Genomic DNA, 23,220 nt, shown 5'->3' on the forward strand with positions numbered 1-23,220 from the left:
AGCGGACCCATGAGATTTGCCAAAGCATCATATGCGGAACAGTCGACAGGCAGGATGCCTTTCGCGCGAGTGGATTTCCGATGGCGGGAAAACGGACTTTGTCTTGCAAGTCGGTTTCAGAAGGATCGTCAGTGCTTGCGCGGTGCTTCCAGCCCCTTGAGCACGAGCGCCAGCAGCGCATCGATCCGTGCCGGGGCACCCGGCTCGTTCCATTCCTCGGCATGGGCGGGATGGTGGAAGCGGCTGGTGGCGTCGAAAATGGCGCGCGCCGAAACCATGATGTCGGCGACCTCGAACTCACCCTGCTTCACGCCGTCGGAGAGGATCCGGGCAATCTGATCGACCAGGCAGTCCTTGTGGCAGCTCACGGATCTGCAGGCCTCCCGCGCCAACGCCAGGTAAGTCGCAAACATCTCGGGATCGTCGCTGAGCCGCTTGTGCTTGATCGAGAACATCGTGCGCAGCCACTTCTCCAGCCGGGCGGGCGCCGGGCCGGAAGCTTCTGCGATCTTCAGGAGCGGCGCGCTGAGACGGTCGAGCCATCGCTTGGCCACCGCCTCGCGCAGCGAAGCCTTGCTGGGAAAATGGCGATAGACGCTGCCGTGGCTGACATCGAGCGCCCGGGCAACGTCCACCACCGTTGCTTTGGCCAGCCCGTAGCGGCGCAGAACGTCCTCGGTAACCTCCAGAATCCGTTCGGGGGTCAGAACCACGACTTCGTTCATGCGCGCACCTGCGAAACGATGTGACGGGTGGTCATTCTAATCCCCTTGCAATCCGCGTTGTAAATCCTTTGGCGGATTAATGTTTCACCGGTTCCAATCGCTCGGCCTGGGCGGCCAGATGGCGGGCGACGCTCTGATTGAGCCAGCGCTGGAGTTGGGCGGTGAGATGAATGAGATGGGCAGTCATGGCGTAGTCCTTTGCAAGTCCCCGGGCTCCGGGCCAACGAGCCGGGTGACGCCCAGTACCGGCGTCGGCAATGGATATAGCATCTCTCGCTGACAGATTTCAATATCTGTCAGTCAATAATCCGTGATTGACTGGCTTCCGGAGACCCCCGCCCCAAGCCTACTGCTCGTCCTTGGGCGGCATCCGCGGCGGGAGCAGCGGCGTAAACGACACTCCGTCGCCGTCGCGGGGAGCCGCGGCCAATCCGCCGCCCGTGGAGGGGTCGCCTCCCGACGTATCTATGATCGCCGTGGGCATGATGTACTCCCGGGCGGCTTCGAGCAGGCGGCCCCCGCCATCGCCAAAATCGGCGGCGCGGCCGCCTTGCGGCCGGCCAGCGGCGATCTCACTGGCCGCCTTGTCGGTCTTCTGCGCGAGTTTGTCGCTATAGGGAATGCGAAAGGCCCTTGGCACACCGCTCGGCCGGTTGCCGTCGTCGAGCGTTTCGACCCAGAGATAGATCGAGCCCGGATCGCCTTCCAGCGAGTGCGGCTCCACGATCCGGGCCTGCAACAGCTTGAAGCTTGCGGGCAGCCTGTCGACGCTGGCCCACCCCAACAGGCCGCGCACGCCCATGAAGCTTGCAATGTAGAACGCGCTCGTCACCACGACGGCTACCGCCTTGGCCGACCAGGGCAAGCGCGCATAGACCAGGACAATCAGCAACAGCGCGCCGATCAGCGCATAGCTGAGAGAGAGCGTGAGGACGACCTCCTGCAGGCTATTCACGTCGCGGCATCCTGACGCCGGTTTTCGGATCGAGATCCGCGCCATTGGCGCGGACGTTGCGGAACGTCTCCATCAGCGACTTATGCCGCTGCTGGACGTCGAGCACCTTGCCTTCGGCATCGAGCCAGAACCGTAGCGCGGTCTTTTCCTCGCCGGTGTGGTCGAGCGTCAGCTTGTTGTCGAAGATCACCTGCGCGGTCGGATTGAGTTTTTGGACTTTCACGCTCACCGTGACGGGCTGCCCGGTCGTCGCCTGGAAGTGCGAGACGTTGACGGTGTATTCGCCGGCGACGATGCCGCGCACGGTGACGATCTCTTCCCTGATCGGCGACGCAATCTTCTTGCCGTTGACGATGATGAAATTGTTGGCGCCGCCGCGGTCGTCGCGATCGAGCGTGAGGAAACCGGCTTCGCGGTGGCGATACCAGGCGATGTTGCCGGCGGGGTCCTGCACGAACAGATCAAGATCGTCGGGATGATTGTCCGGCCAGTCCATCGTGATGATGAACTCGGCCTTGGAATCGATCTTGCCGTCCTTCGCGTCCGGCGAGACCGCAAGCAGCGCCAGGAAGAACAGGAACGCAATCACCTGAAGCGCCTTGAACAGCATGACGCCCAGCGGATCGAAGGCCTCCTCGCGCGGATAGAGACCGAAATCATCCATCATGCCGGCGTTCCAAGATGGCGTTCCAGGGCCGGGGTGACGTGCGTCTCGGTCAGCATGACGGCATCGGAAAATACCCGCTGGGTCGCGGCATCCAGCATGTAGTACTGGATCTTCACGAGGATGGAGCCGATCAGGCCGGCTAGCGTCGTGTACATGGCCACCGCCATGCCGTCGCTCATCAGGCCCATCGATGATTTCATCGCGACCTTGTCGGCCGCATCGAGGGTGGCGATCGGCGCCAGCATGATGATGAAGCCGATGATGGTGCCGAGCAGCCCGAGCTTCATTAGCGTGTCGGACACGAACGCGCCAAATCCGTTGGAGCCACGCAGCCGGTCGGCGAGCGAGCGGAGCAGCAGCGTCTGGTCGATGCGCCCGGCAGCCTGTGCGCTGGCCTTCTGCACCAGGCTGCGGATGTGATCCGTCACCAGCCCGCCCGGCAAGGCGCGTGCATCCTCGTCCAACCCCCTTGCGCCGCCCGGGACCGACAGCATCGCGCGGCAGCGTCGCGTGATCTCGCCTTCGCGCGCGATCGCGCGCGTCCGCCAGAAGCAATGGAAGCAAGTGACGATATAAAGGACGGCAATGACGCTCGAAATGTAGGTGCGGTCTGAAATGATCATCAGATGGAGCAACCCGTATCGCCATAAGACGACCACGGCGAAAACAGAGAGCCCGGTGAAAATCATCCACAACAGGAGAACGCTGCGTTCCGACGTATCCGCGCCGGACGATGCTGTCTCGGCGCCAGCCGTTGCACTCATGCTGCGTCAGCTCCCTGGAATGGCGCGCCGCGGCCGGAAGGCCGCCTGCAAGCACGTCCCTTGGCTTTGATAGACCAGCGGTCACGACCGCGTCCAAAGACATATGCCCACGGTTGGTTGGGAAATTTTCCCGAATTGGAACGCACTGCATTGGCACGGGTTGGCGGTGCTGTTACGCTTATCCGCACCTTCGGGAGTGATCGCATGCGCCTCGTGCTTCAGCTCGTTGCCCGCTTGTTTCTCGTGGTCATCCTGTGCCTGGGAGCGGCGACTATCTGGGCGACGATCGACGCGCATCGCAGCGTCGATCGTGCCACGGCCGCTTCCGCCGAGCGTGTCTCGGTGGCGCTGGAAGCGCTCTACTGGCGCGAATTGACGTTGCGCAGCAACAGGATGCGCGAGCAACTGCTGCCGGTGCCGGAATGGCGCACCATCGAAACGATGGGGCTGATCTCGCCGGGTATCTGCGTCCGGCTCGAGCCGGCGGGCGCGTTCGAGAAGCCGCTTTGCGGACAGAGCAAGGGAATCGGCCAAGCTCCGCCGCGCTGGTTCGCGGCCACCGTGCAGACACTGCTTGGGGATCACGCCGCGTTCGTCCGGCCGATCAGCGCCCGCGCGGCCAACGCAGGCAGCGTCTCGGCCGCTGCCGATCCAAATGCCGCCATAGCACTCGCCTGGCAGCACATCCTCGACAACATCCACGTCGCCCTGCTGATGGCGGTGGCGATCGCGCTGCTTGCCTCGCTGGCAATTGCGCACACGCTTGCGCCGGCGCAGCAGATCGTCGCGGCGCTGCAACGGATGGCGCGCGGACAATACAGCACGTCACTGCCCCGCTTCCGATCGATGGAACTTGCCATGATCGGACAGGCCGTCGGCGATCTCGGCGATCGACTCGCGCAGTCCATGGAGGAACGCGCCGCGCTGACCCGGCGCCTGCTCGAAATCCGCAGCGACGAGCGGCGGGCGCTTGCCCGTGAACTGCATGACGAATTCGGACAGAACCTGACGGCGATCCTCGCTTTCGCCAACACGATCGAAGCAACCAGCGCGCGGGAAAAGGCGAGAAGCGAGGTCGCGCAGGACGCGCGGATGATCTCGCAAGCCACCCATCGCATCGTGGCGTGCCTGCGCGATACGTTGAACCGCTTGCGCCATCCGCCCGCCGAGGAACTCGGGCTTGAGGCCTGCCTTGTCGATCTCGTCGATAGCTGGCGCTCGCGGAATGCGACGCAGCCGATGATCCAGCTCGATCTCAAGGGCGATCTCGCCGACGTCCGCGGCGCCGTCGCTGCGACCGCCTATCGGGTTGCCCAGGAGTGCCTGACCAATTCCTTGCGGCACAGTTCGGCGCGGGTGATCGTGCTGCGGATCGAGCGGCGCACCGGCGCGGAAAACGCGCTGCTGGTCCACGTCGAGGACGACGGTGGCGGCGATGCGGCCAAACTGGCCCGCTCTCCCGGCTTTGGCCTGACCGGCATTCGCGAGAGGGTCGCCGCGCTCGGCGGCTCGCTGTCGATCGCGGATGCGAACCGCGGGGTAAGCGTGGCCGCCACGATCCCGCTTGCAGCCTGATGACCGCGTCGCAGACCAAAGGCATTTCGATCCTGCTCGTAGACGACCATCCCGTGGTCCGGCAAGGCTACCGGCGCGTGCTGGAGCACCAGGACGATTTCCAGGTGGTGGCCGAGGCCGAAAACGCTGCCGACGCCTATCGCGCATTCAAGGCGCATGCGCCTGACGTCGTGGTCATGGACATATCGATGCCGGGCGCCAGCGGGCTCGAGGCGATCAGGAATATTCGCGCCCGCTCCTCCGACACCCGCATTCTCGTCTTCAGCATGCACTGCGAGGCGGCGCAGGTGAAGGCCGCCTTCAATGCCGGCGCGAACGGCTACGTCACGAAGGGCTCCGACCCATCAGCGCTGATCCGGGCGATCCGTTCGCTAGTCCGCGGCGAACAGGCGATGAGCGACGACATCGCCCGCGTGCTGGCGCTGGAAAGCCTCTCCCCCTCGGGATCGCTGCTCGATCAGCTAGGCGAGCGGGAAATCGAGATCCTCAGGCAATTGGCCGCCGGCGCGACCACCGAGCAGATCGCCTCAAATCTCAATCTCAGCATCAAGACCGTGCAGAACTACCATTATTTGATCAAGACCAAGACCGGCATGCGGACGGATGCGCAGCTTGTCCGCCTGGCTGTGGAATGCGGACTGGCCAGCCTGTAGCGGCGGGCCCGGTTTTCGTCCGGCCAGGCCCTTGCAAAGGCCCGGTTTTCCCCGCTCGCGGCCGCCGTACGGGTGGCCTCCCCCGGAACGATTTGCTAAAGCACGGCGTAAAAACAAATCGGCCGGGAGCCGCCTCGCGCGCCTCGCCTGCCCGCCTTGGAGTTGTCGATGATCCCCCGCTATACCCGCCCGGAAATGGCTTCCATCTGGGAGCCGCAGACGCGTTTCAAGATCTGGTTCGAGATCGAGGCGCATGCGGCTGATGCGCTGGCGGAACTCGGCGTGATCCCCAAGGAGGCGGCGAAGACGATCTGGGCCAAGGCCAAGCATGCGACGTTCGACGTGGCACGGATCGACGAGATCGAGCGCGAGACCAAGCACGACGTCATCGCCTTCCTGACCCATCTGGCCGAAATCGTCGGCCCCGAGGCGCGTTTCGTCCACCAGGGCATGACCTCCTCCGACGTGCTCGACACCTGCCTCAACGTGCAGCTCACCCGCGCCGCGGACCTCTTGATATCGGACCTCAACAAGGTGCTGGCCGCGCTGAAGAAGCGCGCCTTCGAGCACAAGATGACGCCGACCATCGGCCGCTCCCATGGCATCCATGCCGAGCCTGTGACGTTCGGGCTCAAGCTCGCTTATGCCCATGCGGAATTCTCCCGCGCCCGCGAGCGGCTGGTCGCCGCCCGCAAGGAAGTTGCGACCTGCGCGATTTCGGGCGCCGTCGGCACTTTTGCGCAGATCGATCCGCGCGTGGAAGAGCATGTCGCCAAGGCGATGGGGCTGGAGCCGGAGCCGATCTCCACGCAAGTGATCCCGCGCGACCGGCATGCGATGTATTTTGCGACGCTTGGCGTGATTGCCTCTTCGGTCGAGCGGCTCGCCATCGAAATCCGGCACCTGCAGCGCACCGAGGTGCTGGAGGCCGAAGAATTCTTCTCCGAGGGCCAGAAGGGCTCGTCGGCCATGCCGCACAAGCGCAACCCGGTGCTGTCGGAAAATCTGACCGGCCTGTCGCGCATGGTGCGCGCCTATGCGATGCCGGCGATGGAAAACGTCGCCCTCTGGCACGAACGCGACATCTCGCATTCTTCCGCCGAACGCATGATCGGACCGGACGCCACCGTGACGCTGGACTTCGCGCTAATGCGGCTTGCCGGCCTGATCGAGAAGCTCCTGATCTATCCCGCCAACATGCAGAAGAACCTCGACCGCCTCGGCGGTCTCGTGCATTCGCAGAGGCTTCTGATCGCGCTGACGCAGAAGGGCGCCAGCCGCGAGGACGCCTACAAATACGTCCAGCGCAACGCCATGCCGGTCTGGCGCGGCGAAGGCGACTTCCAGACGCTGCTGAAAAAGGACCCCGACGTGAAGAAGCACCTGAGCGATGCCGAAATCGAGGAGCAGTTCGACCTCGGCTATCACTTCAAGCACGTCGACACGATCTTCAAGCGCGTGTTCGGCGAGAGCTGACAACGCACGCCGTCCGAACGCTTGACGGTCATCTCTCGGTCTGCAGCAAACCGACCGCGAGATATCGGAAAGCCTCGACAGCCTTTGCAAAGACGGCATGCGGATCGTTGGCTGCGGCAATCCAGAGCGAGGCGTTGAGCGCCGCTCCATTGATCAGCCGCGCGGCAGCTTCCGCATCCATCGGCCTCACCGTTCCTTCGTCGATAAGCGCCTGGATCGTTTGCGTCGTCGAGCGAAGACACGCAGTCTGGTTGGGCCATAGCGATGGATCGCCGAGCACGGCCGGCCCGTCTAGCAGCATGATGCGCTGGATCTCCGGCTCCAGCGCCATTTCGATATAGGCGACGCCCTCGGCGAGAAAGCCGAGCCACCGGGTCTCCGCCTGATTTTGTGCAGCGCGCATTCGCGCCACCATTTCCGCGTCGATCTGCTCGATCACGGCCTGCAGCAGACCCTTCTTGTCGCCGAAGTTGTGATAGAGCGCACCGCGCGTCAGGCCGGCCTCGGCGGTCAAATCGTCCATCGACGCCGCATAGCCTTTGGTCGCGAAAGCCTTACGGGCGGCCTGGATGAGCTTGGCCCGGGTTTCTTCCACCATCTGTGCGCGTCGCCTCGCGGCCACCGCTATCTCCGCAAATTACATACGCCCCGTATGCTAGTTGACATACGCCGCGTATGTAACTTATAGAAAACATACGGAGCGTATGTCAATTTAGGGTGCAAAAACAGCCGGACCCGTGGAGGTCTGGCTTGCCTTTGAACAGGAGTGACGTCATGGCCAAACGCGATGCAATCTTCCCTGCCGGCCGGCAGGCGCTCTACGAGATCAACCGTTATTCGGCGGCGATCCGCTCGGGCGACCTTCTGTTCGTCTCAGGCCAAGTCGGCAGCCGCGATGACGGGTCGCCCGAGCCGGTCTTCGAAAAGCAGGTCCAGCTTGCCTTCGACAATCTCTCGGCCGTGCTGAAGTCTGCCGGTTGCACATTTGACGACGTCGTTGACGTAACCACGTTCCACACCGATCCGGCCACGCAGTGGGAGGCGGTCAATGCAGTTCGCTTGAAGGAGATCGGTGAGCCGCCCTATCCGAACTGGACCGCGGTGGGCGTGAACTGGCTGGCGGGCTTCGATTTTGAAATCAAGGTCATCGCGCGCCTTCCTCAGTCCACCTGACCCAATTGGCGGCGAGTGTCCCCGCTTACAGGAGGTCCTGGGTAGCCACCCCAGCAGTTTTCCGGCCTTGCCAAGCCGATTTAGGTGGTTCCAAGTTGTCACAACCGCCGTGACTCCCGCCGGCACCCTCGAAGCAACCTAACGGTAACCGCAAATCGGCTAAGGTCGCAGCGTGTCATCACCGCCGAAAATCCTCATCTTCGACTCCGGCCTTGGCGGCCTCACGGTCCTGCGCGAGATCGTCCGTGCCCGGCCCGATGCGCACTACGTCTATGTCGCCGACGACGCGTTCTTTCCCTATGGCCATCACGGCGAGGAAGAGATCATCGCCCGCGTGGTGCCGCTGGTCGGCGAGTTGATCACACGCCACGCCCCTGCCCTGGTGGCGATTGCCTGCAACACCGCTTCCACGCTCGTGATGTCGCACCTGCGCAACGCCTATAGCGTGCCGTTCGTCGGCACCGTGCCTGCGATCAAGCCGGCCTGTGCCAGCTCGAAGACCAAGCGCATCTCGGTGCTCGGCACCAAGGGCACCGTCAAGCGCGAATATACCAGGCGCCTGATCGACGACTTCGCGCAGGGCTGCGAAGTGACGCTGGTGGGATCGGCAGAGCTGGCTTCCCTTGCCGAAGCCGCACTCAGCGGCAACGACGTGCGCGACGAGGATATTGCGGCGGAGCTTGCCCCCTGCTTTGTCGGCAGTGGCGAGCATCGCACCGACACCGTCGTGCTGGCCTGCACCCACTTTCCGCTGTTGCTCGACCGGTTGACCAAGCTTGCGCCGTGGCCGGTCGACTGGATCGACCCAGCACCCGCGATCGCCCGGCGCGTGTCCGAACTGCTGGGGTCGCCAGGCCGGCAAAGCGATGACGTCGGAGCTGAGATGATCTTCACGTCCAACCGACCGCACACGCTGAGCCGGGCGCTGATGCCGTTCTTCGGCGGCCGCGTGCCGGCGTAGCGTCACCCGTTGGCGCATATTTTCAAAATCAGTTGAACGAAACCTGGCGCCCGCGGACAATAGCATCCGGGTAAGTGGAGCGTTGCGGCCTTCACAATATCTCCAGCAGTTGCTTGGCGGCTCTGATATCCGCAGTATCCGAGCCCTCCACGAATTTCTCGAGCACGGGTAGCAGCAATAGTCTTGCTTCTTTGCGTCGGTCGCGCGCAGCGAAAAGCTCCGCAAGATCGATCGCGGTCCGCAACTCCCAAGCTACCGCACCCTGACGACGGCTAAGTTCGAGCGATTCCATGAAACAGCTCTCTGCGTCATCGCTTTTCGGCTGCGGCAGGGAAAGCAAGGCCTTCCCTTTCATTCGCAGCAGTTCGGGCATGTAGAAGCGATCTCCGTTTTGGTTGACCAGGTTTATCGCGTCATCGATCAAAACTGCGCTTTGCTCGAATTGGCCGAGTGACAGAAGACCTTGAACCAGCGCAATGTTAAAAGTCGTGGTGAGCAGTTCATAGCCTGCTTCGCGCAGCTCTTGAAGGCAGCCCATTATCGTCTGCACACCGTCCTTGGCATTACCCCGCAGGACAGCCAGTTCGCCTTTCACGCCTTTCCCTACCGCAAGGTAAGGCCCAAGGGATCTCGACCGGGCGAGAGCGATGAATCGATCGATACTCTCTTCCGCGGTTTCGAGATCTCCGGTCCAAAGAAAAATGGAGACCGCCCAGATCAGCGCAATGCATAGCGTTATGGGGTGATCCATCTGTGCGGCCTCGGCGACAGTCTGCCGCGCCAGTTGCAGTGCGTTCGAGGGGTGGCCCTGCAACCAGAGTTCCCTCGCGAGGGTTATGTTGGCACGATTTCCATGATCGAAGCCATAAACCGTGCTGATCCGTTCCGTACCGGGCCCCTCCGACACGACTTCAAGCATCTTCAGCGCTTCGCGATGATGACCAGCCAGATGGAGCGAGACCCCCAACAAGGAATGCGCCAGAGCGACAGCGGCAGGTTCTCTGAGGACTTTGGCCACCACCAGGCTCCGCTGCGCATATCGCAGGGCGGCATCGAACTGGCCCATGCGCTCGTGGAAGATGTGCATCCGGCCGAGCAGTTGGAGTTGGTTCAGGTCGTCACCACGCTCCTCGGCAATCTCGAGGCTCCTGCTCAACGCCGCGCGCGCGGCCTCGCTACTTCCGAGCGTAAACATCAGGGTCAGTCCTAAGGCCGCCTGGATGTGCATTTCGTCGACACTGCCACGTGGGAGATAATCTATCGACAGGAGAGCCCGCTCCGACCAGCGGCGACATTCGACAAGGAGCGACATCGCCAGAAAGATGGGTGCCGCCGCAGCCGTAAGCCCGATGCCAATCTGGATGTCGCCGTCGGCGCCGAAGCACCATTCCAACGCAGCGCGCACATTGTGAAGGGCTGAAAAGTGAATCGCTCGTTCGTCTGGGCTCGGCAATGTCTCCCATTTTTCACCGGCATGCTCCATCCAGCGTCGGTAGTAAGTGGCATGGCGGGCGGCGAGCGTGGCGTCGTTGATCTGCACCTCAAGCAAGTAAGCTCTCGTGGTATCCAGGAGGCGATAGCGCATCATGGCGCCGATGGGACGTGGTGCGACCATCGATTTTGCGACAAGGCTGTCGATGGCGTCAAACAGAACGGATCGGTCAACGCATTCGTCCGGCACAACCTCAAGCGCCGCATCGATCGTGAAATGCCCGGCGAAGATCGCGAGCCTGCGGAGCACGAGGCGCTCAAGATCGGACAAAAGTTCGTAGCTCCAATCCAGCGTGGCTCGCAATGTCCTCTGCCGCGGCAGAGCGGTCCGCTGACCCTGCCATAGCAGGCTCAGGCGCTCATCCAGAAGCTCCGCGGTTTGCTGCAAGCCGTAGGCTTCGACCCTGCCTGCGGCCAACTCGATCGCCAGCGCCATGCCGTCTAGCTTCCTGCAAATGTTAGCGACAATCGCAGCATTGGAATCGTTGAGCTCGATGCGTGCACCACCGGCTGTTGCGCGCTCCAGGAACAGTTGAACCGCGGGATAGTTACGGGTAACAGCGGCAGTCAGGCCGGGGACATCCGGCGGAACGGCAAGAGGCGCCAATCGATAGACCTGCTCGCCCTCAACCCTTAGAGATTCCCGGCTTGTAGCCAGAATGTGAACCAGCGGCGCGGCTTGAAATATTCTCGCAGCCAAGGGCGCGACAGCAGCGATGACGTGCTCGCAATTGTCCAGAACCAGCAGCATCTTTTTGTCGTGCAAATGGGCAAGCAGGGCCGGCACCGGATCGTCGGCCTGAACTGGCAATCCAAGCATGAGCAGGAGCGAGGTGGTCACGAGATCGGGATTGCTGAGAGCGCCAAGATCCACGAAGTGGATGGCATGGGAAAAATTCTCAAGCAAATCGTGAGCGACGGTCACCGCAACGGCGGTCTTCCCCACGCCGCCCGGACCGACGATCGTGACAAAGCGTGAAGCGATGAGCTTCTCTGAAAGCGCGACGACCGCATCTGCCCGCCCAACCATCCGTTGGAGCCGATTTGGCAGCTTGGCGGATGACGTTTCCACTTTCGGCGCCGAGCGCCCAGGCGCCGGGAGCGCCGTTTGCGAGACCGGCGCCACAAAGCAATAGCCTCGTCCCGACAAGGTGGTGATGTAACGCGCGCCGTTCTTGCCATCACCCAATGCCTTTCGGAGCGCAGCGATATGAAAGCGCAGGTTCGCTTCCTCTACGGTGGCGCCAGGCCAAATGCAGGCCATCAGATCCCATTTGCTCACGACTTCATTGGGACGCGACACAAGGGCGATCAGGGCATCGAAAGTTCTGGCCCCCAACGTCAGTGCGACGCCGTCACGTGTCAGAAGTCTCTCATGAGGCCTCACGGTAAATGGCCCGAACGATAGCGCCCCCGGCGCGGGCTCGGTCAACTTGGTCATTGCGCAATCTCTTCGATTTCAACGCATCGGATAGCCAGCGGACCGCGATCGAGCAAGATCGCCTTTGCATCGAGATCAGAACGCACATGCAGACCTACCGCAAGCCGGGTTCCAGCAAGGGGATCGGGTGGTGGATTCTCACGCAGCGCTAATGCTTGTGTGCGTCAGTTCGTCCCGCCGCGAGAAATTTCGTAGCAGCAACGGGTCTCACAACTTCTCACAAACGTAAACGGGCGTCCTGCCGGGACGGCTGCTAGGGCAATTGGGCGCCTCGCCGAAGGTTGCTGTTGTTGTGAAGGAGACCGTCATGCCCCCATCCGGAAAAGTGCTCTACACAGCTCGGACCCATACCACCGGGGGACGGGAGGACGGCGTGTCCCGTAGTTGCGATGGCCGTCTGGATGTGAGGCTCTCGCCTCCCGGTGGCGCAGGTGTCGGCACGAATCCGGAGCAGTTGTTCGCCGCCGGCTGGTCGGCCTGCTTCGAAGGCGCCATGGAAATCGCGGCCCGAAAGAGGAAAATCCCTCTTCCCAAGAAGTGCGCGATCGATGCGGAGATCGACTTGATCCTGGCCGCTGGCGCCTACTCCCTCAGAGCACGTCTCAATGTCAGCCTGCCGGGGCTCGATCGCGACGTTGCACGCGATCTCATCAACGAAGCACACGAGACCTGTCCTTACTCCAAAGCTGTCCGCGGCAATCTCAACGTCACCATCGACCTCCTCTGACAAGTTCTTCACCGATCCGGCCGATGTCGTCAGTCGGACCACCACCAACCATCCAAAAGGCAGAAGCAGCATGAATCATACTACCGACCATCATCGGCGCCAATTTTTGGGCGTCGCAGCAGCAACCGTCGCTGCCGGCCTCGGCGTTATCGGGGCCAGTGCCGAAGCGGATTTTTCACGATCGTCCGGATTGAAGACGGACACGAACACGTCGTTTGGTACGCTCAAGCAGATCAACGCCGGCGTCTTGAATGTCGGTTATGCAGAAATGGGCTCGACTACCGGCCCCGTGGCAATCCTCCTCCACGGCTGGCCTTACGACATTCATAGCTTCGTGAACGTCGCACCCCTGCTCGCCGAGGCGGGCTATCGCGTGATCATTCCCTATTTGCGTGGCTATGGTACGACGCGGTTTCTTTCCGCGGAAACAATGCGCAACGGCGAGCCTGCAGCATTGGCCATCGACGTCATCGACTTGATGGATGCACTCGGCATCAAGCAGGCGGTCATCGCCGGTTTCGACTGGGGCGCGCGAACGGCCGACATCCTCGCGGCGCTGTGGCCTGAGCGCTGCAGGGCGCTGATTTCCGTCAGCGGCTATTTGATCTCAGGCCAGGCTGCTGGAAACGTTCCGTTGTCGCCCAAGGCTGAATTGCAATGGTGGTATCAGTTCTACTTCGCGACCGAGCGCGGCCGTGTCGGATATGACAAGTATCGGCATGATTTCGCAAAACTGATTTGGAGGCTCGCGTCCCCGCAATGGAATTTCGATGATGCTACATTCGATCGAAGCGCCGTGGCCTTTGACAACAGGGACCATGTGGCGATCGTGGTCCACAATTATCGCTGGCGCCTCGGGCTCGCCCGAGGCGAAGGAAAGTATGAGCACATCGAGAACCGGCTAGCGACGGCTCCGATTATTACTGTACCGACGATCACGCTCGAAGGTGATGCCAACGGCGCACCTCACCCCGAGGCAAGTGCTTATGCCGGCAAATTCTCGGGCAGATATGAACATCGCCTCATAAAGGGAGGCATCGGGCACAACCTGCCTCAAGAAGCGCCGAAGGCGTTTGCCAAAGCCGTCATCGATGCAGATGGAGCCTGAAGGTCTTTGAGCGCCTCGGTTCAGCTTGGCTGAACCGAGAATACCCCCTTTTCAGCTTGATGGGACATGATGGAAGTCGACGATGCCCGAAAGAAGAATATTTCCTTCATACCGAACCGTGGTCGTGCTTGCAGTGGCTCTCATCGCCGTTCTGCTCACATGCGTGCCATTCCTTGTGGCAATCGTTGCCGCGGAGGAACCAGTGAAAGAACCGAGTGGTACCGCAGATGCGTCACCGATCTTCGGCGTCACCGTTCCCTCGGGATACAGGCGCTGGGAACTGGTGGCTCCGGCCGAAGAGGCGGCCCCCCTGGATGAACTTCGAGCCGTCGTTGGCAACAAGACCGCAATCGATGCCTATGGTGACGGAAAGCTGCCGTTCCCTGACGGCACCGTTCTCGTCAAGCTGGCTTGGAAGCGTGTTCAGTCCCCCGAGTTTGCATCGGCGTCGATTCCCGGAAGCGCCACGACGGTCCAGATCATGGTGAAAGATTCGCACAAATATGCAGCCACCGGTGGATGGGGATTTGGCCGATTTGTAGACGGCAAGCCGGTGGACGAGGCTCAACACCGCACATGTTTTGCCTGCCATGAAGCCCGCGCGAAGGGCCACGACTTTGTCTTTACGAGGCTTGCTCGCTGATTTGCAGCATGCCGTTCGTCGCCGCTGTTTGGAGCGATGCGTCTACCGGCCGGCACGGGGTACAACAGAACCGTGCCGGCGCTTGTACGCCGGGGTGCAGGATGCAATTCCTTATGTAGTCCCGAGTCCGGCCTTCGCACATTGCTCGTCCTGGTCGCCGGTGACGCCGCTCACTCCCACGCCGCCAGTGACTTTGCCATCGACCATGATCGGCAATCCGCCCGGCGAGGCGAAGACACCGGGAAGCGTGGCCGTGGCCGGCCCGCCCTTGTTGATCGCCTCCATGAAAACGCGTGTCGGGCGCCGATAGGTCGCCGCGGACCTCGCCTTACCGACGGCGATGTCCATGCTGCCCGTCTGCGTGTTGTCCATTCGTTCGAAATACACGAGGAATCCGTGATTATCGACCACAGCGACAGCCACGTTCCACCCGTTCTTCTGGCATTCGGCGAGGACGCCGGCTGCGATCTTCTTCGCACCCGCGGCATTGACCGCTGTGCCGTAGTCAGGGCGCTTGTCCTGAGCGGATGCACCGGTGGCAAGGGCGACGAGTGCAGCGGCGACCAGAATTGTCCTCATCATTGTCTCCTCCCTTAGGTTTATTGTGCAGGGGACTATACCCGGGCGGATGAAAACGTCGATGTGACCTTATGGTCCCTCGCCGAATGATAATTGCGGACATCGCTGCGGAGCTTGCACCCTGCCTCGTCGGAGATGGCGAGGATCGCAACGACACCGCAGATCGCGTTACGCTCACTCAGCCAGATCGCGCATGACCTTGATAAGGTCCGACTTGCCCTCGAACCCGATTCCGGGAAGCTCGGGCATGACGATGTGACCGTTCTCGACTTTCACCCCATCCGGAAAGCCGCCGTACGGCTGGAAGAGGTCAGGATAGCTCTCATTGCCGCCCAACCCCAGTCCTGCTGCGATGTTAAGCGACATCTGATGGCCGCCGTGCGGAATGCAGCGGGACGGCGACCAACCGAATTGATGCAGCACGTCGAGCGTGCGCAGATATTCGACCAAGCCATAAGACAGGGCGCAGTCGAATTGCAGCCAATCGCGGTCCGGGCGCATTCCACCGTAGCGCAGAAGATTGCGCGCATCCTGGTGCGAGAACAAGTTCTCGCCGGTAGCCATCGGGCCGGGATAGAATTCCGAGAGCGCTGCCTGAAGGGCATAGTCGAGGGGGTCACCGACCTCCTCATACCAGAACAGCGGATACTGGCGGAGCATTTTGGCATAAGCGATGCCGGTCTGAAGGTCGAAACGGCCGTTGGCGTCGACAGCCAGTTGAGCCTCGGAGCCGATCTCGGTCAGAACCGCTTCGATGCGGCGCTGATCCTCGTCAATGGATGCGCCACCGATCTTCATCTTCACGATGTTGTAGCCGCGATTGAGATATCCGCGCATTTCTGCCCGCAGCGCCGCATTGTCCTTGCCGGGGTAGTAGTAGCCGCCGGCGGCGTAGACGAAGACGCGAGGGTTGGCCTCGCGCCCCTTTTGCTCAGCGAGCAACCGGAACAGCGGTTTTCCCGCGATTTTGGCCGTCGCGTCCCAGACCGCCATGTCGAGCGTTCCGACCGCAACTGAACGCTCGCCGTGACCGCCGGGCTTCTCGTTGCTCATCATTACCGCCCAGAGCTTGTGCGGATCGAGGTTATCACCGGATGGGTTGAGGACGCTTTTGGGGTCTGCTTCCAGAATGCGGTTGCGAAAGCGCTCGCGGATGAGACCGCCCTGGCCGTACCGGCCGTTCGAGTTGAAGCCGTAGCCAATGACCCTGCGACCATCGCGTTCGACATCAGTCACGACAGCGACGAGGCTCGCGGTCATCTTCGAAAAGTCGATATAGGCGTTGCGGATGGGCGACGAGATCGGCTTGGTGATCTCACAGACGTCGATGATGCGCATGATGTTCTCCTTGGGGCGATCTGCTTCGATGGGTACTTCTGGACAGGGCGGATTGGCCAATGCCATGATCGGTTCGCGTTATGCGCAAACGGCATCGACATGGATCTCGACTGGCTCAAAGACTTCCTGGCGCTGGCAGAACTGAAGAGCTTCTCGCGCGCAGCCGACGCGCGGAACGTAACACAGCCGGCTTTCAGCCGGCGCATACGCGCGCTTGAGGACTGGATCGGCACCCCGCTTTTCGTGCGGGGCGCTCAAGGCGCCAGCTTGACGCCAGCCGGCCAGCACTTTCAGCCGCTGGCTGCCGACATGATCCGTGGTTTGGAAAGGGCGCGACGCGATACCCGATCGGTGGGCGAGCGAAATACGATCGCACTGTCCATCGCAGCAACGCACGCGCTTTCCTTCACGTTTTTCCCCGAATGGATTCGGAACCACCTGCGCTTTGAGGCCCTCGGCGCCCTCAACCTGGTTTCGGACAGCATGGAAGCTTGCGAAGAGATCATGCTCGGCGGAGAGGTGCATTTCCTGCTGTGTCACTATCATCCAGAGGCGCCGACGCGTTTCGAACCCGACCGCTTCCAGAGCGTGCGGGTCGGCGATGATTGTCTGGTCCCGCTCTGCGCGCCCTATTCCGACGGGCGGCCTGCATGGCCGCTCTCCGGCACATCGCCTCGACCGATACGCCTCCTCGCGTATAGCCATGCCTCCGGACTTGGCCGGATCCTCTCCGCCCATCAGATGAGCCGGGATGCGATCGCGCAAATGGAGACCGGCTTTACCTCACATCTCGCCGCGACGCTGATGACGATGGCGCGCGAAGGCCATGGGGTCGCGTGGCTTCCGCGAACATTGGCAAAACACGATCTGGAACAGGGACGGCTCGTTGGCGCGGGGCCACCGCAGTTCGACATACCGATAGAGATCAGATTATTCAGATCGCCCGACTGTCGCAATCACGCAGCAGACGAATTGTGGCATGCGTTGGCCCAATAGAAGCAATGAGCGGCGGTCGTGTCGATACTCGCTCGTTACTTTCGCATCGACCAGAGGATAGCGTTGGTGAGGAGCCGCCGGTAGCGGAAGTCCTGCCAGACTGACGGCTCGTGGCCCAGCGCCGCATAGAATACGCGCCCCTCGCCGTAGAGGCGGGTCCATGCGAGAGGCCAACCATAGAAACGCTGATGCACGCCGCTCTTGCCGAGGTCCACCGAGTTTGGGTCAAGGCGCAGAAGCACACTTGATCCACGATAGTCGAAGTCGCTGATCTGGTAGATCTCGTCCTCGATCTGGAATGAACTCCCGAGAAACGCCACCAGAGGGTCGCTGGGATCAACCACCTTGATGGTCACGGCCTGATGCCAGGGATGACCATTGAAGTAGCCGCCGACCAGATCGAGATAGTCCGGCCACGTGTAGAATGTGTCCGTCGCCGAATGAACACCGATGAACCCACCGCCCGAACTCACAAAGTTGAGAAGAGCCATCCTTTGTGCGTCGCTCATCGGAAGTTCTCCGGATGTGAAGAACATCACCGCGGCGTAGCGCGCGAGGTTTTCGGTCGAAAATTCAGACGGGTCTTCCGTTGCAGTGACCTCAAAGGTACCCGAATTGCTTCCGAGCTGAGTCAGGATTGCCTTGGAAAGCGGCAGGACCTGATGCCGGTAGCCGGCAGAGTGAGTGAAATAGAGGACGCGCGCTTTCGGGCGCTGCGCATGCGCGCCGAGTGGTCGCGCTGCCGCCGCGCCGCCAAGGAGCGCGATGAACTCACGTCGCCTCACAATCCACTCCGCAAAACCATAGGCAATCATGTGCTGAAAAAAGATTAGCACAAATAGGACCAGCGCTGGCGTTGCTCACCTCTGGCGTCTGAAATGATGGCAAGGCGCAGAAACAATGTGGCTCGATAAGCGGTGAATTTGACCTTATGGTCCCTTCGCCCAATGATCAGTCGGTCATTTCAGCAGGGAGTTTCCGCTTGACCACCGCAAAGCCTGCGCCGCTCAACCGCCTCCGCCAGGCGTGGCGGGAGGGGCGTCCGACCTTCGGCACGATTGCGACCATCCCCTCGATCCAGACCGTGCAGATCATGGCGCGTTCGGGGATCGACTTTATCATCGTCGACCTGGAACACGGCCCGATCGATCTCGGATCGGCGCATGCGATGATCACGGCGACTTCTGGCACGCCCTGCGTACCGATGGTGCGGATAGCCGCCAACGAGCCCTGGCTGGCGAAAGCGCCGATGGACCTTGGCGCGCTCGGCATCAACTTTCCGATGATCTGCAGCCGCACTGAGGCCGAAAAAGCCGTGCGCAGCGTGCGCTATCCGCCGAACGGCGACCGGCTGTGGGGCCCGTTCCATGCGCCGTTCCGCTGGGGCGTGTCGATGGCGGATTACATGGCGACCGCGGACGACGACATGATCTGCATGGTCACCATCGAGCATGTCGAAGCGGTCGAGCGCATTGACGAGATCATGGCGACGCCTGGCATCGATGTCGCCGTGATCGGCCCCGGCGATCTCGCCACCTCCATCAATAAGCGCGGCCTGCCCGATGATCCCGAGGTCGTGGCGCTGATGAAGCGGGCCGAGGAAGGCATCCTCAGAAGTCGCGTACCAATCGGCGGCGTCGCGCGCACGGCCGAGCAAGCCAACAAGATGATCGACCGCGGCTACGTCGCGCTGGCGCTCGGCTTCGACTGGTCGCTGTTCCAGCGCGGCATCGCGGCAAGCTTTGAAGGGATCAAGCGATAGGTGCCGAGACGGCGGCAAGCCCTTCAAAGTTCTCGGGGTTCCTCGGGGGCACGGCGCCGCCAACAGGGGCGATCCGGATTCGAACCTTCTGGCGTCAAAACGCCTTGTTCGTGCTAGATGAGGTGCTGGCAGGTTGCGGGGGCGGCCTGCCGGCTTTTTGATTGATCTATTGCGGAAACGCGGGCGGAGCGATGCGCGGAACGGTTCGAAAAATCACACTACCGCGCCGTCTGGTCGCCGACCTCATGCACGCCTCGAACCGCGTGCCCTTTGTTTCGCTCTCGCGGCCCCTCAATATTCGAGCCCTGCAGGAAGCCCGCGCGCAGGCCGCTCAGCGGCCGGGCTGGGCCGCGATTTTCGTCAAGGCCTTCGCGCTGGTGGCCAAGGAACAGCCGATCCTGCGCACCCTCTACGTCAAATGGCCTATGCCGGCCTTCTACGAACTGCCCCGCAGCGTCGCGATGGTGGCGATCGCCCGGGTCGAGAACGGCCAGGATTGCGTACTGCCACAAAAGGTCGCCGCGCCCGACGAAATGCCGCTTGCCGAAGTGGACGCCCTGATCCGGCACGCCAAGGTGGCGCAGATCGACGAGGTGCCGGCGTTCCGGAAGATCCTGCGAACCACGCGGCTGCCGCTGCCGCTGCGGCGGCTGTTCTGGGCGGTCGGGCTGAATTTCGGCCGCCAGCGGGCCAATTATTTCGGTAGTTTTGGGGTCACCTCCGTGGCCGCCTATGGCGCGGGCCAGCTCCATGCCATCAGCCCCGGACCCTTTGTCCTGAGCTATGGGGTGGAAAAGCCCGACCAGACCATCGATATCGTCTTGCGCTGGGATCACCGGATTACCGATGCGGCCCCGATGGCCAAAGCGTTGAACCGGCTGGAACTGGTACTGAACGGCGAAATATCAGCCGAATTGCGGGCCAATCGGCAGCAAACCGAACCCAAACCGGTCCGCGCGGTCGCGACTTGACGGCCCCCGGTCTCCGTGAGGTCCCTTTTCGTTGACAGAACAGCGGTTTCTCCCTAAGAACCCGCTTGCTCGCGGGCCGGTTTCGGCCCGCGATGCGTTTCGCGACCCGTGGTCCTCCCCGAGCTTTCGAGGCGGACCTGTCGGCCCCGGCAACCCCGGTGCACAGGAGGGCGCGTTTCCTCAACACTCAAACTCTTAAGCAGAGGACGCGATGACAAAGCGCAGTGAGGCGAAATACAAGATCGATCGCCGTATGGGCCAGAACATCTGGGGCCGCCCGAAGAGCCCCGTGAACCGCCGGGAATACGGCCCCGGCCAGCACGGCCAGCGCCGCAAGGGCAAGCTGTCCGACTTCGGCGTCCAGCTCCGCGCCAAGCAGAAGCTCAAAGGCTACTACGCCAACATTTCAGAGCGTCAGTTCCACGGCGTCTATGTCGAGGCCGGCCGGATGAAGGGCGACACCGGTGAGAACCTGATCGGCCTCTTGGAGCGCCGTCTCGACACCGTGGTCTATCGCGCCAAGTTCGTCGCGACCATGTTCGCCGCGCGCCAGTTCATCAACCACGGCCACATCAAGGTGAACGGCCGCCGCGTCAACATTCCGAGCTACAAGCTCCGGCCCGGCGACGTCGTCGAGGTCAAGGAATCCTCCAAGCAGCTTACTCCCGTTCTGGAAGCAAGCCAGCTCGGCGAGCGCGATGTGCCCGACTTCATCGAAGCCGATCACTCCAAGATGACGGCGAAGTTCACCCGCATCCCCGCGCTGTCGGACGTGCCGTTCGCAGTTCAGATGGAGCCGCATCTGATCGTCGAATTCTATTCGCGCTGATCGGTTTTCAGTTACGAGATACCAAGGGCCCCGGTTTTGCCGGGGCCTTTTTGTATGCGAGTATGGCGTCGTCTCAACGCGAGCCTCGCCGTGGGCTTGAACCAAGCGGGATCAACATGCGCTTGCGCGACTGCCACAACTTTCATGATTTCCGCAGGCTGGCCCGGCGACGGCTGCCCGGCCCTATCTTCGATTACATCGACGGCGCGGCTGACGACGAGGTGACCCATCGCCGGAACACCGCAAGTTTCGAGCGTTGTGACCTGGTACCCAATGTCCTGCGCGGCGTCGAAAACATCGATATGTCGGTGACGGTGCTGGGCCAGAAGCTCGCGATGCCGATCTATTGCTCTCCGACCGCACTGCAACGGCTGTTCCACCATAGCGGCGAACGCGCCGTCGCCGCTGCTGCGGCGAAGTACGGCACGATGTTCGGCGTATCCTCGCTCGGCACGGTAAGCCTCGAGGAACTGCGTCAGGCGCACGACACGCCGCAGGTCTATCAATTCTATTATCACCGGGATCGCGGTCTCAACCGCGCGATGATGCAACGTGCGAAAGAAGCCGGCGTCCAGGTGATGATGCTCACCGTGGACAGCATCACGGGCGGCAACCGCGAGCGCGACAAGCGCACCGGCTTTTCGATTCCATTTCGGCTGACGCTTGCCGGGATGTATCAGTTCGGGATCAAGCCGGCCTGGGGCATCAATTATCTCACGCATGAGCGGTTCAAGCTTCCGCAACTGGACCAGCACGTCGACATGGGCAGCGACGCGCTGTCGATCTCTAAATATTTCACCGAGATGCTGGATCCTTCGATGAACTGGGACGATGTGGCTGAAATGGTCCGGCTATGGAGCGGGCAATTCTGCCTGAAGGGCGTCATGTCGGTGGCGGACGCCAGGCGCGCCGTCGAGATTGGTTGCACCGGCATCGTGCTGTCCAATCATGGCGGCCGGCAGTTGGACGGTTCCCGCGCGCCATTCGACCAGTTGGCCGAAATCGTGGACGCGGTCGGCGATCGAATTGACGTGATCATGGACGGCGGAATTCAGCGGGGCACCCATGTCTTGAAGGCATTGTCGGTTGGAGCCAAGGCCGTAGGCGTTGGACGCTATTATCTCTATCCTCTCGCGGCGGCCGGCCAGGCCGGCGTCGAGCGGGCTCTCGACCTGATGCGGTCGGAACTCGAGCGGGGAATGAAGCTGATGGGATGCACAGCGATCAATCAGCTCTCTCGCGAAAATCTGCGGTTCAGATAATTTCTGTCCCGCCATCAAGTCAAAAGAGACGAGAAACTGCCATGCACTACACCCCTGCCCCGCGCGATCCCAAGGCCGATCCCATCCGCATCAACCTGCTGTCGGACACCCAGACGCGGCCGACGCCCGCGATGCGCGAGGCTATGGCGCGGGCGGAAGTCGGCGACGAGCAGATCGGCGACGATCCGACGGTGAATTTGCTTTGCGAGCGCGTGGCTGACCTGCTCGGCAAGGAAGCCGCCGTGTTCATGCCGTCAGGTACCATGTGCAACGTCTCGGCCACTCTCGCCCATTGCCGGCCGGGCGATGAAATCCTCGCCCATTCCACCGCGCATATCATTGCCCGCGAAGGCGGCGCGCATGCAGCGCTCGGCGGATTCCAGATCATGCCGCTGCCGGGCGATGACGGGCAATTCACGCCCGAAACGTTCCGCGCCGCGCTGCACCCGCGCTCGCGCTACCAGCCGCCGCAGACCGTCGTCAGCGTCGAGCAAACCGCCAATATCGGCGGTGGCACGATCTGGAAGAAGGCGGCGCTGGATGAAATCGTCGAGATCGCCAAGGCGCATGGGCTGATCACCCATATGGATGGCGCGCGGATGTTGAACGCTTGCGTCGCCACGAAAATATCGGCGCGCGACATGGCCGCGGGATGGGATTCAGCGTGGATCGATTTCTCCAAGGGCCTCGGCGCGCCGATCGGCGGCGTGATTGCGGGGTCGCGCGCCTTCATCGACGACGTCTGGCGCTGGAAGCAGCGCCTTGGCGGCTCGATGCGGCAGGCCGGCATTTGTGCCGCGGCCTGCGTCTACGCGCTCGACCATCACGTCGACCGCCTCGCCGACGATCATGCCAATGCGCGCGCGCTGGCGCGGGGGCTGTCGCAGATCGACGGCATCGAGGTGCAAGAGCCTGAGACCAACCTGGTGTTCTTCAAGCCTGACAGAGCCGGCATCGCCGGCGACAAGATGGTCGAAGCCTTGCGCAAGCGCGGCGTGCTGCTCGCGATGATGGACGGCCGCATTCGCGCCTGTACGCATCTCGACGTCAGTGCTGCGATGATCGAGGAGACTGTCGGGCTGGTCCGCGAGATCGTACGCAGCGCGTAAGAAGCATCAGCCCGA

General features: G+C 62.1%; 23 protein-coding genes. 14 read left to right on the top strand and 9 right to left on the bottom strand.

Features of this window, described 5'->3' with window-relative positions; genetic code table 11:
- Positions 1 to 128: 128 nt before the first annotated feature.
- The 4 genes from V1290_RS06425 to V1290_RS06440 form a co-directional block, all read right to left on the bottom strand.
- Positions 129 to 725 carry a TetR family transcriptional regulator gene (locus V1290_RS06425; protein ID WP_334363585.1) on the bottom strand — a complete coding sequence of 199 codons (597 nt, stop codon included), beginning with the start codon at positions 723 to 725 and terminating at the stop codon, positions 129 to 131.
- A 346-nt stretch (positions 726 to 1,071) separates the two neighbouring features.
- The gene (locus tag V1290_RS06430; protein WP_334363586.1) at positions 1,072 to 1,680 is read right to left on the bottom strand and encodes a hypothetical protein; all 609 of its coding nucleotides are present in this window, start codon (positions 1,678 to 1,680) and stop codon (positions 1,072 to 1,074) included.
- On the bottom strand, positions 1,673 to 2,347 hold the full coding sequence (locus V1290_RS06435; protein WP_334363587.1) for a hypothetical protein: 675 nt from the start codon (positions 2,345 to 2,347) through the stop codon (positions 1,673 to 1,675). Before V1290_RS06435 ends, V1290_RS06430 begins: the two co-directional genes overlap by 8 nt.
- Positions 2,344 to 3,111, bottom strand: a complete 768-nt coding sequence (locus V1290_RS06440; RefSeq protein ID WP_334363588.1) for a MotA/TolQ/ExbB proton channel family protein — start codon at positions 3,109 to 3,111, stop codon at positions 2,344 to 2,346. Before V1290_RS06440 ends, V1290_RS06435 begins: the two co-directional genes overlap by 4 nt.
- 204 nt (positions 3,112 to 3,315) lie before the next feature.
- On the opposite strand from V1290_RS06440, the gene V1290_RS06445 reads away from it, so the two are divergent.
- The 3 genes from V1290_RS06445 (at position 3,316) to purB (ending at position 6,815) form a co-directional block, all read left to right on the top strand.
- The gene (locus V1290_RS06445; protein ID WP_334363589.1) at positions 3,316 to 4,686 is read left to right on the top strand and encodes a histidine kinase; all 1,371 of its coding nucleotides are present in this window, start codon (positions 3,316 to 3,318) and stop codon (positions 4,684 to 4,686) included.
- Positions 4,686 to 5,339 carry a response regulator transcription factor gene (locus V1290_RS06450; protein ID WP_334363590.1) on the top strand — a complete coding sequence of 218 codons (654 nt, stop codon included), beginning with the start codon at positions 4,686 to 4,688 and terminating at the stop codon, positions 5,337 to 5,339. The genes V1290_RS06445 and V1290_RS06450 overlap by 1 nt, the downstream gene beginning before the upstream one ends.
- 168 nt (positions 5,340 to 5,507) lie before the next feature.
- The gene (purB, locus tag V1290_RS06455; protein WP_334363591.1) at positions 5,508 to 6,815 is read left to right on the top strand and encodes an adenylosuccinate lyase; all 1,308 of its coding nucleotides are present in this window, start codon (positions 5,508 to 5,510) and stop codon (positions 6,813 to 6,815) included.
- A 28-nt stretch (positions 6,816 to 6,843) separates the two neighbouring features.
- Here purB and V1290_RS06460 read toward each other — a convergent pair whose 3' ends face one another.
- Complete coding sequence (locus V1290_RS06460; RefSeq protein ID WP_334363592.1) at positions 6,844 to 7,437, bottom strand: TetR/AcrR family transcriptional regulator; 594 nt, start codon at positions 7,435 to 7,437, stop codon at positions 6,844 to 6,846.
- 152 nt (positions 7,438 to 7,589) lie between these two features.
- Between V1290_RS06460 and V1290_RS06465 the strand changes: the two genes are divergently transcribed.
- The gene (locus V1290_RS06465; RefSeq protein ID WP_065728638.1) at positions 7,590 to 7,988 is read left to right on the top strand and encodes a RidA family protein; all 399 of its coding nucleotides are present in this window, start codon (positions 7,590 to 7,592) and stop codon (positions 7,986 to 7,988) included.
- A 172-nt stretch (positions 7,989 to 8,160) separates the two neighbouring features.
- Positions 8,161 to 8,949: a glutamate racemase gene (gene murI / locus V1290_RS06470; RefSeq protein ID WP_334363594.1), complete on the top strand. Its 789-nt coding sequence runs from the start codon at positions 8,161 to 8,163 to the stop codon at positions 8,947 to 8,949.
- A 91-nt stretch (positions 8,950 to 9,040) separates the two neighbouring features.
- Here the strand turns inward: murI and V1290_RS06475 are convergent, their stop codons facing one another.
- A complete protein-coding gene (locus V1290_RS06475) occupies positions 9,041 to 11,881 on the bottom strand; it encodes an ATP-binding protein (protein WP_334363596.1) in 2,841 nt (946 codons plus the stop codon).
- Between the two features lie 307 nt (positions 11,882 to 12,188).
- Between V1290_RS06475 and V1290_RS06480 the strand changes: the two genes are divergently transcribed.
- The 3 genes from V1290_RS06480 (at position 12,189) to V1290_RS06490 (ending at position 14,359) form a co-directional block, all read left to right on the top strand.
- On the top strand, positions 12,189 to 12,608 hold the full coding sequence (locus tag V1290_RS06480) for an organic hydroperoxide resistance protein (protein ID WP_334363597.1): 420 nt from the start codon (positions 12,189 to 12,191) through the stop codon (positions 12,606 to 12,608).
- Between the two features lie 70 nt (positions 12,609 to 12,678).
- On the top strand, positions 12,679 to 13,716 hold the full coding sequence (locus V1290_RS06485; protein WP_334368949.1) for an alpha/beta fold hydrolase: 1,038 nt from the start codon (positions 12,679 to 12,681) through the stop codon (positions 13,714 to 13,716).
- An 82-nt stretch (positions 13,717 to 13,798) separates the two neighbouring features.
- The gene (locus V1290_RS06490) at positions 13,799 to 14,359 is read left to right on the top strand and encodes a cytochrome P460 family protein (RefSeq protein WP_334363598.1); all 561 of its coding nucleotides are present in this window, start codon (positions 13,799 to 13,801) and stop codon (positions 14,357 to 14,359) included.
- Between the two features lie 111 nt (positions 14,360 to 14,470).
- On the opposite strand, the gene V1290_RS06495 is transcribed toward V1290_RS06490, so the two are convergent.
- Together V1290_RS06495 and V1290_RS06500 are read right to left on the bottom strand one after the other, a co-directional pair.
- Positions 14,471 to 14,941: a GlcG/HbpS family heme-binding protein gene (locus tag V1290_RS06495; protein WP_334363599.1), complete on the bottom strand. Its 471-nt coding sequence runs from the start codon at positions 14,939 to 14,941 to the stop codon at positions 14,471 to 14,473.
- A gap of 171 nt (positions 14,942 to 15,112) precedes the next feature.
- On the bottom strand, positions 15,113 to 16,276 hold the full coding sequence (locus tag V1290_RS06500) for a mandelate racemase/muconate lactonizing enzyme family protein (protein ID WP_334363600.1): 1,164 nt from the start codon (positions 16,274 to 16,276) through the stop codon (positions 15,113 to 15,115).
- A 99-nt stretch (positions 16,277 to 16,375) separates the two neighbouring features.
- On the opposite strand from V1290_RS06500, the gene V1290_RS06505 reads away from it, so the two are divergent.
- Positions 16,376 to 17,272, top strand: coding sequence for a LysR family transcriptional regulator (locus V1290_RS06505; RefSeq protein WP_334363602.1), 897 nt, complete (start codon positions 16,376 to 16,378; stop codon positions 17,270 to 17,272).
- A gap of 35 nt (positions 17,273 to 17,307) precedes the next feature.
- Here V1290_RS06505 and V1290_RS06510 read toward each other — a convergent pair whose 3' ends face one another.
- Positions 17,308 to 18,087, bottom strand: coding sequence for a ThuA domain-containing protein (locus V1290_RS06510; RefSeq protein ID WP_334363603.1), 780 nt, complete (start codon positions 18,085 to 18,087; stop codon positions 17,308 to 17,310).
- A 167-nt stretch (positions 18,088 to 18,254) separates the two neighbouring features.
- On the opposite strand from V1290_RS06510, the gene V1290_RS06515 reads away from it, so the two are divergent.
- The 5 genes from V1290_RS06515 (at position 18,255) to V1290_RS06535 (ending at position 23,205) form a co-directional block, all read left to right on the top strand.
- Positions 18,255 to 19,034 carry an HpcH/HpaI aldolase family protein gene (locus V1290_RS06515; RefSeq protein ID WP_334363604.1) on the top strand — a complete coding sequence of 260 codons (780 nt, stop codon included), beginning with the start codon at positions 18,255 to 18,257 and terminating at the stop codon, positions 19,032 to 19,034.
- A gap of 191 nt (positions 19,035 to 19,225) precedes the next feature.
- Entirely contained in the window at positions 19,226 to 20,005 is a 780-nt protein-coding gene (locus V1290_RS06520) for an acyltransferase (protein WP_334363605.1), read from the top strand.
- A gap of 211 nt (positions 20,006 to 20,216) precedes the next feature.
- The gene (rpsD, locus tag V1290_RS06525) at positions 20,217 to 20,834 is read left to right on the top strand and encodes a 30S ribosomal protein S4 (protein ID WP_334363606.1); all 618 of its coding nucleotides are present in this window, start codon (positions 20,217 to 20,219) and stop codon (positions 20,832 to 20,834) included.
- 116 nt (positions 20,835 to 20,950) lie between these two features.
- Entirely contained in the window at positions 20,951 to 22,096 is a 1,146-nt protein-coding gene (locus V1290_RS06530) for an alpha-hydroxy acid oxidase (RefSeq protein WP_334363607.1), read from the top strand.
- Positions 22,097 to 22,137: 41 nt separating this feature from the next.
- On the top strand, positions 22,138 to 23,205 hold the full coding sequence (locus V1290_RS06535; protein ID WP_334363608.1) for a threonine aldolase family protein: 1,068 nt from the start codon (positions 22,138 to 22,140) through the stop codon (positions 23,203 to 23,205).
- The last annotated feature ends 15 nt before the right edge of the window (positions 23,206 to 23,220 follow it).

This window comes from Bradyrhizobium sp. AZCC 1578 (genome assembly GCF_036924675.1).
Taxonomy (GTDB): Bacteria; Pseudomonadota; Alphaproteobacteria; order Rhizobiales; family Xanthobacteraceae; genus Bradyrhizobium.